Source organism: Fodinicola acaciae (assembly GCF_010993745.1).
Classification (GTDB): domain Bacteria; phylum Actinomycetota; class Actinomycetes; order Mycobacteriales; family HKI-0501; genus Fodinicola; species Fodinicola acaciae.
Genome location: NZ_WOTN01000003.1, coordinates 1012049 through 1022844, shown reverse-complemented (window position 1 = coordinate 1022844; position 10796 = coordinate 1012049). Strand labels below are relative to the sequence as shown.

The window sequence follows — 10796 nt, the reverse complement described above, 5'->3', positions numbered from 1 at the left end:
ACAAATCAGGGCTCACTCCCGGTAGGGTGCACAGCACAAAGAGATACCGACATCTGGCCCGAGAAGGCGGGAACGCGCCCCACTGCCCTCTCAGGCCGACGAGCTAGCGGTTTCGTAGCGGTTAGTCGGTTGCGACCTGGACGGCGCTCAGGATGCTCGACACGCCGGCCGGGTGGGCCATCTTCAGGTCCGCGAGATCGCCGGGCCGGAACCAGCGAACATCGTCGTGCTCGTCGGGCGCGGCGTTGACAGGTTCTCCGTCCCAGCGCGTGACACCAGCGCGTGACGAGGAAGCCATGCACGTCGAGGGCAGGATAGTTGATCATCATCGGGACCGGGACCAGGGTCGTGGACGTGGACCCGACTTCTTCGAGACATTCCCGGCTGACGGCCTGGCGAGGCAACTCGCCCGGCTCGACATGTCCGCCGACGAGGTCCCAGCACTCGGGATCGCGTCGACGCGACGGATGGCGCCGCACCAGGAGCAAAGACCGCCGCGCACAAGTCCAGCGACTGAGATCGGGATTGTCGCAACGCCGTCCTCAAGACCATCAACGGACGTGAGGTACCGGGCGCCGATACGGCGCGTCGATCGTGCGGACTGACGACAAATATCAGGCCAGAGTATTCGCCCACTTCGGATACCACACGTTCCCAGTTAAGTGCGGAATTGCATCAGGGTTCAGATTGAATTTTCTATGTATAGAAAAGAAATAGACCTAAGAGCCTCAGTCAGTGGCGCAGCTAAATGTCCGCTCATGCCGAGGTGCGTGGATTCGTCGACGTGCGCGCTGCAGGACATAACGACCAACGTCGTGGTGAGGACCAGAAGCTATCTGCCTGCCCGGCGGATGGTGGGCCGGCGACCTGTCACGTAGAAATCACCGCCGCGGTGCTTGGCACAAAACCGGGATATCGCCGCTGGGAGTTGGTGCGATGCTCTGTCGCATGACGGCAAACCTGTCGGGCGGACTGATGTTGTCGGCGCGTCCCCTTGCCTCGCCGGCGACCCGGTTGTGCATGAGGATGATCGCGCCGGCCGGGTTCGCGGTCGGTGTCATTGGGATGTTTCTGACTTGGTCCGGGCTGGCGATTCTGCGACCGAATCAGTCCGGTCTCGGAGTCGGCGTGCTCGTGGTCGTTGTTCTGCTGCCGATCGTCGGTGGCGCTGTCGGTGTGGTGGGTGCGGTGGCCACCCTGGCGATCAGGGACAAGCGCAGTTACGCCGCGCTCAGCGGATCGGTCCTCACCGCGCGGGTATTCCGGACGATCTCGATCGACCTGGCGACCGCCGGTGTCCTACGGGTGGAAGAGGTTGCCATCCTTCGCGGCGGCACCCACACCGTTCTCACGGCAGCCGACGACCGACACCGCATTCAACTGCGGATGGCCACCGGCCCACACGGCCTCACCGCATCCGACTTCAACGCCCTGAGCTCCGCGGTACGGACATCTCCAGCCGCACAGGCACCCGCCATCGCCGGCTGGCTCCACCATCAGAGCCAAGCGCAAGCCGCCCGCGAGCGCGCCGCCATGGCACGACGCGACGCAGCACTGGCGAACAACCCGTTCTTCGGCTGAAGGCAAAGAACAGGGCTCGGCCGACTAGTTCAGACCGCGCAATCACCAACGCACTCTCATGCCGCCGAGAGGGCGTCGATAGTACGGACTGACAGCAAATATCGGGCAAGAGCATTCGCCCACTTCGAATACCGCGCGTTCCCAGTTGCCACGAACAGCAGGACAAGGCCGCACTGGGGATTCCCATCGACCCGGACGAGGACGGGTTGCGGCTGGAGTCGGTCGCCGCCGCTTACGGCATCTGCTGGCGCGCATGCCAGCCAGCGTTACGGGCCGAAGGGGCACGCCCGCTGACCCGCATGCAGCAACCGCCACCCGGACAGCCGTACGGAGGGCCTCGCGAGCCCCGGCGCGGACCGGACCCGCCCGCGCCGCCAGGACACGGCCCGTCCTATGGTCCCAACGAGACACCCACCTGGAGGCCCCGACCGTGATGTATGAAGCCGTCCAGCCCAACCTGTCGGCGATGATCACCAGCGCCGGCCCGGCCGTGCAGCGCGAGATCGCCCGGAGCTTGGCCGCGCTGGTGCTGGAGCGTTACCCGGTCGAACGCGGCCAGCAGGCGCTGGACGCGATCATTGCCGAGCGGTTCGACGACGCCGAGCTGCGGACCTGGTTGGAGGACACCGGTTCGGCGCACGCGACGTACGCGCAGCGACTCCACGATCGCCGGGACGCGGCGCTTGATGCCGGCCAGGCATGGCCGGAAGAGCAAGAGCGGAAGGCCGACGAGCTGGAAGCGACCGGAGCCGTCATGCAGACCCTTGCCGCGGCCCTAGACCCCGTCCCGAACATCGCCGCTCAGGACGCGGCCTACATCGCCCGCGTGGCCACCTCCGATCGCGAAGCCGACACCGTCGTTGGGTTCGTCCTGGACAAAGCCGGCTACGACGTCAGCCAGATCGTCTACTGGCTGCACACCCGGCCCACACCCTGACCCGTGCGGCGTCGGACGGCTCGCTTTCGGGATTGAGGCGAGGGCTGGTGTTGTTCAGCGAAAATTAATGGTGACGTCAGATATTCGAACCGTCGGAAAGCCTGCCCTGTCCAGCCCAGTTGTTGGTGTCCAGGCGTACTGGTCGGCATTTGGTGTTGGTGTCAGGAGGTTGCTGTCGGATGCGGTAGGGGTGTTCATATTGGTCCTGGCCCATGGCCAGATGATCATGAACCGGCAACTCCGCATCGCCAGGCAACTCATGGTCGTCGCACTCGCCCTTGGCCACGTCTGGAGATTGATCCCGGCCAACTCGTCGCGATCAGTACCGCCACAATCCGCACCGGCCTGTCCACCGGCGGAACGATGGAGACTTCGCGCGGCCAACGACATGTCCGGCGGAGGTGGCGTTCATGACATCGACCTGCCACGCTCATGGGCATGGCGGCCGAGTCCCGGCGACACCTTCATGCGGTACCGACGTGTGACCTCTCAACGGCTGAGTATCGGGAAGTAACCCGCGACGCTGAACAGGACCGGCAAGCACCCGATCCAGCACGTCAGAGACAGCGGCTCGCGGACACGATCGCGGTGGAACTCCGTGGCGCAAACGCGGGAGCGCACGGCGGACCGCTGTGGACGCACCGTCTGGCTATCACCATCGACCACTCGTCCGAGGCGCCGGCCGTCCTCGACGAGGCGGCCGATCTCATTGCGGACACCGGTCGAATACCGACGGGAGCGCTACGTCGCGAATGCAGCACCGAGCATCGCGTCGTAGTACGGCTACACGGACCCGCGTGGAGCATCGTCGCCACGAGCGACCGTCACCTGATCATCGTCACGGACGAACTTCCCAACTACGTACAGGACGTCAGTAGCGATCAGATGTGGGAATGCGAAATGATCACGCTCGTTCATGCTCTCACCGCTGCTGAGATCCACACTTGCTGAACAGGCTCTGAGAGTTGCTGGTAATGCGAAATGTCGAAACATGCCGAATTCAGTAAGGCTGGGTCTTGCCGAGCAGTTGGAGTTCGGCGTTGAGTGTTGGCGGCCGGTCGTGCTGGATGCCTGGCGGCTCGCGCGCGGAATTGGATCGGCTGCGTCACATTTCGACGCCACCGGCGCCACCGGCTGGACCGATCCCGACGCCGTCCTCGACTTCCCCGGGCGCTATTGGACCGTCTCGTGGCCGCCCTCGGTGGACTCTGAGCGTTTGGTTGAGTCAAGCGCGAAATGGTCGCTATTGGAGGCGTTCTCTCGTGATGACTTGGCGGGCCGGGACGTGAGGAGCGGTGCTGATCGGGGCAGGCGCTACTGCAACTGGTCGCGGCGGCGGGTGAGGTAGGTGGTTTCGGCGGTGTTGCCGGCTAGTTCGATGGCTTTGTCGTAGGCTGCGCGGGCCTGTTGGTTGCGGCCCATTCTGCGTAGTAGGTCGGCGCGGGTGGCGTGGTAGGCGTGGTAGCCGGCCAGCCTGTCTTGGAGACGGTCGACGGCAGCGAGTGCCACGTGCGGTCCGTCGAGCTCGGCGACGGCGATGGCCCGGTTGAGGATGATGATCGGTGACGGGTCGAGACGGGCGAGTTGGTCGTAGAGGGCGACGACTTGTGTCCAGTCGGTGTCGCGTATGTCGCGGGCGCTGGTGTGTACGGCGTTGATCGCGGCTTGGATCTGGTAGCGGCCAGGGGCCTGCCCGGCGGCGGCAGCGGCGAGGCGTTGGCGTACCAGCCGATGTCCCTCGGCGATGAGTGTCGGGTCCCAGGTCGCGCGGTCCTGCTGGTCGAGGGGGATCAGTTCGCCGCTGCTGGAGAGCCGGGCGGTGCGGCGAGCCTCGGTGAGCAGCATCATCGCCAGCAGTCCGGTCACCTCGCCGTCGTCGGGTAGGAGGTCGTGGATGAGGCGGGTGAGCCGGATGGCCTCGCTGGTCAGGTCGTGCCGTACCGGATCGGTGTGCGGGCCGGTGGCCAGGTAGCCCTCGTTGAAGACCAGGTACAGGACGGCGAGTACGCCGGCAACGCGGGCCGGCAGGTCGTCGGCGGACGGCACTCGGTAGGGGATGCGAGCGGCTTTGATCTTGGCCTTCGCGCGAGTGATCCGCTGTCCCATGGCAGCCTCCTGCACCAGGAAGGCGCGGGCGATCTCGGGCATGGTGAGGCCGCCGACCATGCGCAGCGTCAGCGCCATCCGAGTCGGCATCGCCAGCGCCGGGTGGCAGCAGGTGAAGATCAGCCGGAGCCGGTCGTCGTCGATGGCACCCAGCGAATCAGGCGGCTCAGCCGGGTCTGCGTCGTACATGCGCTGGGCCTCCTTGTGCTTGTCGTCCCGCTTGTTTTCGCGTCTGACGCGGTCGATGGCCTTGCGGGTGGCGGTGGTGGTCAGCCAGGCGCCGGGGTTGGGAGGTACGCCGTCGGCCGGCCACCGCTCCACGGCGGTGGCGAATGCCTCAGCGGTCGCTTCCTCGGCGATGTCAAGGTCACCGAAACGCCTGGTCAGCGAGGCGACCACCCGTGCCCACTCGGCGTGGTGGGCCCGCGTGATCGCCTCCTTCGGGTCGGTCACGCTTCTTCGCTGTGGAACGGCCGAACCTCGATCCGCCGGTTGCAGTGCTTGGATGCTTCGGCGGCGAGCTTGAGCGCCACGTCGAGATCTGGGGCCTGGATGATGTAGAGCCCGCCGAGGAATTCTTTGGATTCCAGGAAGGGACCGTCGGTGAACACCGGCTCGTTGGTCTCGCTGCCTCGGTTGTCGACGACGGTGGCCGTACGGGGTGAGGCGAGTCCGTCGGCAAAAACCCAGTAGCCGTCGGCCTGGAGCCGGGCGTTGAACGCGCCGGTGGCGGCCAGTTCGGACTGGGTCGGTGTGGTGGTCTGGTCGTCGATCACGGAAAACAGGTATTGCATGTCAGGTCGTCTCCTCATGGTTGGGGTGGTCAACGCCGGACTTCGTGGCCGGCCATCTGCAACACCTCGGAAGCCTCATCCAGCCGATCGGTCGGCACGAGGACGAGGTCACCGTCGTAGCTCGACACCACCCAGACGGGTACGCCGCCGGCCGCAAGCGGCGCCACGATCGCGCTGAGCATCCCGGTCGCTTGTACGTCGTGCGCCTGGTCACCGTTCCACAGCGCCGACCATGGATCTTCACCGCTGTCGTCAATATCGGCGGTGTCGGCAGTGTCGGCAGTGTCGTTGCGCCGCATCACGGTGGCTCCGTCCGGACCGAACACGACGGCCAGGACGTCCGTGCGCCGAACAACGTCGGTGACGTCTGTCGGACGGTCCAGAACGTAAGAGCCGTCTAGCACTCGCAACGTCTGCTGGCGACGACGAGAATTGTCAGATTTTTGCATGCGAACGCCTTTCTGATGATGGTGCGCCGGACCGGGTGTGGATTTGCTTGTCGTTGTCTGTGGCGTCATCGGTATCGGCTGAGGTCGGCACATGTTTGAACGTACGTAGGGCGAGTACGGCCAGGCAGGCATAGAGGATCGCACTGGCGATGCCGACGACGTGGACGCCTGAGGTGAAGGCGTCACGAGCCGCGGCCAACAGGTCGCCGCCCTGTTCTGCCGCGATATGACCGGCCGCTGCGACCGCGCGGTCGATGCTTTCCCGCGCCGCGTACGCCGCACCGGCCGGCACCGTGCTGAGCGCATCGTTGATGTTGCTCCGGTAGACCGCGTTGCCGAGTGTGGCGAGGGTGGCGATGCCGAGTCCGAGCCCGAACTCGTTGGTCGTCTGCACGATCGCCGCGCCTGAGCCGATCTTGACTGGCGGCACGGCGCCCATGGCGAGCTGGTTGCAGAGCGCGGCCAGCGGACCGGTGCCGAGCATGGCCACACACATCGCGATGACGATTGTCGCGGGCCCGGATGTCGGCGTGGCCAGCGTGAAGATCAGATAGCCGGCCGCGGCTACCAACAATCCGCCGGTGATCAGGTATGCCGGACGGACGTGGTTGGTCAGCGGTGGCGTGCCGAGGTTACCGATGATCATCAGCACGTTGGGGACGACCAGAAGCAGGCCGGCGGCGAGAGGGGTGAGTGCGGTGACGTTCTGCAGGTAGGACGTGACCATCAGCAGGGTGCCGGTGCCGACCACGCTGGTCACGATCATCAGGGTCAGCGCTGACCTGAAGGTGCGATTGCCGAACAGTCGCAGATCCAGTAGCGGGTGTTCCAGGTGACGCTGCCGTCGGACGAACACGACTCCGGCCGCGATGCCGACCAGCAGTGCCACTGCGGGAAACCACTGCCAGCCGTGGCGAGCCAGCTCCTTGAGCCCGTAGACCGACGGCAGGATCGCCGCGAGCGAGAGCACGACGCTGAGTGGGTCAAGCTTGCCCGTGTCCGGTGCTTTCTGGTCGGGAAGCAGGAAGGGGCCGACCGCCAGCAGCAACACGATCCCTGGCACGGACACCAGGAACACTGAGCCCCACCAGAAATACTGGAGCAGTACGCCGCCGACAAGCGGCCCGAGGGTCAGTCCGGCCATAAAGCAGGTCAGATAGATCGCCAGCGCTCTGCTGCGCTGCTTCTGGTCGGTGAACATGCCGGTGACCAGGGCCAGCACTGAGGGCATGACGGCGGCTCCGGACACGCCGAGCAGTGCACGGCTGGCGATGAGCATTTCCGGGCTGGTGGAGAACGCCGCCGTTACGGAGGCGATGCCGAACACGGCCGCTCCGATGAGCAACAGATTCTTACGGCCGATCCGGTCACCGATGGTTCCCATGGTGACCAGGAAGCCGGCGATCAGGAAGCCGTAGATGTCCACGATCCACAGCTGCTGGATACCGCTGGGCGCCAGATCGGCGGTCAGGTGCGGAACGGCCAGGTACAGGACGGAAAAATCCATGGTGACAAGGAACGTGGGCAAGGCGAGCACGGCCAGCCCAACCCATTCCCGCTGTCCTGCTCCCTGCTTGGTGTGTGCAGTAGTCACGATCTGATCCTGTCGTCGATGCGGTGACACGACCTGATAGGCGGCCCTGTCACCCCTACTACGAACACCTCGGCCCCGATCCGACACCGACCTCCGGAACTTCTTTGCGGCGCCAATGTGAACCCAGATCCGTGGCGGACAGCCGTATCCGGGCCGCAGGTCGCGGCCCCGGATACGGCTCCTTCCGATACCTATGCGTGCTGTCTATGCGTGAATGGTTGACCAGAACTGGCAGTGGTGCTCGGCGGCGAGGTTCACCGGTCGGGTCTGACCGGAGCCTGGTGCGAGTGCCTGCACGTGCGTCGTGTGGAACGGCTGCCATGCCGGCAGGCCGGGGCGGTTGGGTTGTCCGGTCGCGGCGAATTGTGACCAGTACGCGATCATCTGCTGCGACAGAGCCTGCTGTTCAGGTGTGAGCACGGCCCCCATATCCATCAGGTACTGGATTTCGGCGGAATGATAGGAACCGAGCGCAAACGGGGTGGGGGCGGGGAACGGCGCGTTGGGGTCGGCGAACTCGAAGGCGAAAACCGTCGTGTGCTTGGTCAGGAGCCGATCGTCTGCGAGCTGTTGGCAGGACCAGACCCGATCGGTGTTCACCGCGGTCAGCGCCTTGGCGCGTACGGCGTATGGATCGCTGTCTTTGGCTGGATACTGCTGGTTCACGGCTGCGGCGGCATCCGGGCCGAATTCGTCGGCCAGGATTTTCGAGTAGACCAGGTCGGCGTCCGGGATCAGTGAGACGGCCAGCGAGGACTCGTCGTGGTTGGTTCCCCACATCACCGGGACACGAGCGAATCGTCCGGCACGCAGGGCTAGGTCCGGCCGCATGGGCAGGGTCCGGTTTCCGTACGGTATGGCCGTTGCCACCGGCGTCGGCCCGGCGGCCAGCAGCGCGGCGGTCGTGGTGCCGCGCAGGCATTCCAGCATCCGGCGCGCATCCGTACAGCCAACCTTGGCGGCGATCGCCAGGCCGATGTCGCGTTGCCGCGTCATCGAGTTCCATGGCGTGCCGGCCGGGTCACCGAAGATGATGCCGTTGACCGGCCATCTCGTCGAACAGCCGCCGCTTTCGGTGATCGCGCGCTGAAACAGGCCGCGCGCGCCAGGCGAGGTCAACTGTGCGCACACATCGAGCGCACCGCCGGACTCACCGAACAACGTCACGTTTCGCGGATCGCCGCCGAAAGCGGCCGCGTTGGCGCGGACCCAGCGCAGCGCGGCCTGCTGGTCCTCCAGGCCGAAACTCGGCGCGTCGCCGAGCTGCGGCACGACGAAATTGCCGAACACACCGAGCCGGTAGTTGACGGAGACGACCACCACGTCACCGCCGACGGCAAGAGGATGTGGGTCGTTGTCACTGGCGTTGCCGAAGGTGTTGCCACCGCCGTGCAGCCACACCATGACTGGTTTTGGGGTTCGGTGACCGGCCGACCGAGGCGTCGTGACGTCGAGATAGAGGCAGTCCTCCCGGTCACTGGCTCCGCCACCGAAAGCGGTCTGTGCGCATCGGGGTGATGGCTGCGTGGCCGTACGGACACCACTCCAGGGCGGCACCGGCCGCGGTTCTTGCCACCGCAGCGCGCCGACCGGCGGTGCCGCGAACGGAACCCCGCGGAACGTACGGTAACCGTCCTCGACAGCACCGCGCACCAATCCACTGGTGGTGCTGACCACCGCATCTTCCCCCAGTGCGGTCTCACTCGGTGCGGCCTGCGCGCTTTGCGCACTCTGAAGGCCGGCTGCCCCGCAAATGGCGATGAGCAAGCCGGCAATCCTCGTCACGCGGCTCATGCCGGGCCTCCGTCAACGACGAAGCCGAAAACGGTGAAATCGGAAAGGTCGGGTGAGTCACCGGATTGCGAATCCAATGCACTGAGCACCATCGGCGACAGTTGACTTGTAGCGGTAAACCGGCCGAGGCCGATCAGATTACGGATTGGAATGCACATGGGTCTGCTCCTGGTCATTGGCCGTCTCATCGTGGCCACCACTGGTGTCGGCACACCTCATGTCACAGTGGCATCGGAAGTCTGCCGTCGGCGTCATCAGGACTGGTGATTTCCCGGCCCGCGGGTTTCCACGGAACGGTGGCACTCAGTCGTCTGACCGCTTGTACCGTGCGGCGGCGATCAGCTCGAGTCCGGCGATCAGCTCGTCGAGTTCATCCGCGCTGAGTTCGTCATACGCCGGAGCAGCCAGTTCGTCAGTGAGGGCATCGATCCGCTCCCTGGTCTGTCGACCCGCGTCGGTAAACCCGCCGACGGCATCCACGAAGCCACGGTCGCGCAGTCCGTCGACGACGGCGGCCAGCCGCGCCGTGGGGAGGTGGTGGAGCCGGTCGAATTTCTCGGCCCTCATTCCAAGGGTGAGAGCCATCAGGACGTGGGCCTCAGTGCCGCCGATCCCGTGCGCGAGCAAAGCCGCGTTGTGACCGTCCCCGCGGTGCTCACGCAACAGGGTCGCCGCATGCCACAGCCTGGCCACCGGCTCCGCAGGCACGTCCAGCGTCCGGAGTGCGGCGTACAGCGCTCGGCCCTCGGTCGGCGCGCTGACCGCCGCCCGGGCGGCCAGGTCGGCCACCCGCACCAGGCCAGGAGCCTCGGCGAGTACGCCGATCCCGCGCCGCAGCACGGTGGCGCTGCTCCGTTCACGCACGGCGATCGCCTCTTCCGGGGTGGTCTTCCCCCAAACCCAGGGGACGTGACGCGCCACCTCGCCGTCAGCGAAGTTGTAGAAGACGGCGTGCACCACCTCCGCGGGCGCCAACCCCAGCGGCGCGGCCCGACCCGCGAAATACCCGTCCCAATAGTTGCGCATCCCAAGAGCCAGAAACGCCTCGGTCACCACCTTGGAGAAGCTGACGGTGGCGATCGGCTCGATGAGCTCGAACATGCGGTGAACCTTGGCCGGTGAGTGCGGCATTGGTGGCATCTCCCGTGATCGTGGCAGCGCCCCGTGCGGGCGACCGCTCACCCTAGCCACGAACAACACGACCCGGATACGACATCGAATGAAGAGATTGCCACGAACTCCCCTCTCATCGCCCGAGAGGTCGAGTGAGGATGACCATCCCGCTGCGGCTATTCATGCCAATCTGACCGCGGGCAACCTCGGCGGGAGCGGCGGCGGCGTTGTCCATTAGGGCGGTGTTGCGAGCGTCCGGCTGGAGCTCCCGAGTTGACGTAGTCGACGGGCCATAGCCTCCGGATGCATGGTTGCCCAGGAAGTCCGCCGGGGGAACACCCACTGGTTGTCCGCGGTGCGGCCAAGCGAGGCTTTGCTGCGGCGGTTTGCCCACGAGGTTCAGCAGCAGATCATCCAGTGGACTCGGC

The 10796-nt window shown here is 65.7% G+C and carries 11 protein-coding genes; 3 read left to right on the top strand and 8 right to left on the bottom strand.

Annotation, left to right across the window (positions count from 1 at the left end):
• Nucleotides 1-5: 5 nt before the first annotated feature.
• On the bottom strand, nucleotides 6-479 hold the full coding sequence (locus GNX95_RS44490; RefSeq protein ID WP_222854062.1) for an NUDIX domain-containing protein: 474 nt from the start codon (nucleotides 477-479) through the stop codon (nucleotides 6-8).
• Between the two features lie 469 nt (nucleotides 480-948).
• Here GNX95_RS44490 and GNX95_RS31085 point away from each other — a divergent pair, with 469 nt between their 5' ends.
• Nucleotides 949-1581 carry a hypothetical protein gene (locus tag GNX95_RS31085; protein ID WP_163511236.1) on the top strand — a complete coding sequence of 211 codons (633 nt, stop codon included), beginning with the start codon at nucleotides 949-951 and terminating at the stop codon, nucleotides 1579-1581.
• A 466-nt stretch (nucleotides 1582-2047) separates the two neighbouring features.
• Nucleotides 2048-2518: a hypothetical protein gene (locus GNX95_RS31080; RefSeq protein WP_163511235.1), complete on the top strand. Its 471-nt coding sequence runs from the start codon at nucleotides 2048-2050 to the stop codon at nucleotides 2516-2518.
• A gap of 76 nt (nucleotides 2519-2594) precedes the next feature.
• Here the strand turns inward: GNX95_RS31080 and GNX95_RS31075 are convergent, their stop codons facing one another.
• The gene (locus GNX95_RS31075) at nucleotides 2595-2804 is read right to left on the bottom strand and encodes a hypothetical protein (protein WP_163511234.1); all 210 of its coding nucleotides are present in this window, start codon (nucleotides 2802-2804) and stop codon (nucleotides 2595-2597) included.
• A 152-nt stretch (nucleotides 2805-2956) separates the two neighbouring features.
• Here GNX95_RS31075 and GNX95_RS31070 point away from each other — a divergent pair, with 152 nt between their 5' ends.
• Nucleotides 2957-3469: a hypothetical protein gene (locus tag GNX95_RS31070; protein ID WP_163511233.1), complete on the top strand. Its 513-nt coding sequence runs from the start codon at nucleotides 2957-2959 to the stop codon at nucleotides 3467-3469.
• Between the two features lie 363 nt (nucleotides 3470-3832).
• On the opposite strand, the gene GNX95_RS31065 is transcribed toward GNX95_RS31070, so the two are convergent.
• From GNX95_RS31065 to GNX95_RS31040, 6 genes are all read right to left on the bottom strand, one after another.
• Nucleotides 3833-5077: an RNA polymerase sigma factor gene (locus tag GNX95_RS31065; RefSeq protein ID WP_163511232.1), complete on the bottom strand. Its 1245-nt coding sequence runs from the start codon at nucleotides 5075-5077 to the stop codon at nucleotides 3833-3835.
• Complete coding sequence (locus GNX95_RS31060; protein WP_163512041.1) at nucleotides 5074-5418, bottom strand: YciI family protein; 345 nt, start codon at nucleotides 5416-5418, stop codon at nucleotides 5074-5076. Before GNX95_RS31060 ends, GNX95_RS31065 begins: the two co-directional genes overlap by 4 nt.
• A gap of 29 nt (nucleotides 5419-5447) precedes the next feature.
• Complete coding sequence (locus GNX95_RS31055; protein WP_163511231.1) at nucleotides 5448-5717, bottom strand: ACT domain-containing protein; 270 nt, start codon at nucleotides 5715-5717, stop codon at nucleotides 5448-5450.
• A gap of 136 nt (nucleotides 5718-5853) precedes the next feature.
• Nucleotides 5854-7461, bottom strand: a complete 1608-nt coding sequence (locus tag GNX95_RS31050; RefSeq protein WP_222854061.1) for an MFS transporter — start codon at nucleotides 7459-7461, stop codon at nucleotides 5854-5856.
• A 204-nt stretch (nucleotides 7462-7665) separates the two neighbouring features.
• The gene (locus tag GNX95_RS31045; protein ID WP_163511230.1) at nucleotides 7666-9255 is read right to left on the bottom strand and encodes a carboxylesterase/lipase family protein; all 1590 of its coding nucleotides are present in this window, start codon (nucleotides 9253-9255) and stop codon (nucleotides 7666-7668) included.
• 303 nt (nucleotides 9256-9558) lie between these two features.
• Nucleotides 9559-10356: an SCO6745 family protein gene (locus GNX95_RS31040; protein WP_163511229.1), complete on the bottom strand. Its 798-nt coding sequence runs from the start codon at nucleotides 10354-10356 to the stop codon at nucleotides 9559-9561.
• Nucleotides 10357-10796 lie beyond the last annotated feature (440 nt).

What these genes read in the sequence shown, in the direction of transcription:
- GNX95_RS31085 (WP_163511236.1), top strand. Translation starts at nt 949, where the DNA reads ATGACGGCAAACCTGTCGGGCGGACTGATGTTGTCGGCGCGTCCCCTT.
- GNX95_RS31080 (WP_163511235.1), top strand. Translation starts at nt 2,048, where the DNA reads ATGATCACCAGCGCCGGCCCGGCCGTGCAGCGCGAGATCGCCCGGAGC.
- GNX95_RS31070 (WP_163511233.1), top strand. Translation starts at nt 2,957, where the DNA reads ATGGCGGCCGAGTCCCGGCGACACCTTCATGCGGTACCGACGTGTGAC.
- GNX95_RS31060 (WP_163512041.1), bottom strand. Translation starts at nt 5,418, where the DNA reads ATGCAATACCTGTTTTCCGTGATCGACGACCAGACCACCACACCGACC.
- GNX95_RS31055 (WP_163511231.1), bottom strand. Translation starts at nt 5,717, where the DNA reads ATGCGGCGCAACGACACTGCCGACACTGCCGACACCGCCGATATTGAC.
- GNX95_RS31045 (WP_163511230.1), bottom strand. Translation starts at nt 9,255, where the DNA reads ATGAGCCGCGTGACGAGGATTGCCGGCTTGCTCATCGCCATTTGCGGG.
- GNX95_RS31040 (WP_163511229.1), bottom strand. Translation starts at nt 10,356, where the DNA reads ATGTTCGAGCTCATCGAGCCGATCGCCACCGTCAGCTTCTCCAAGGTG.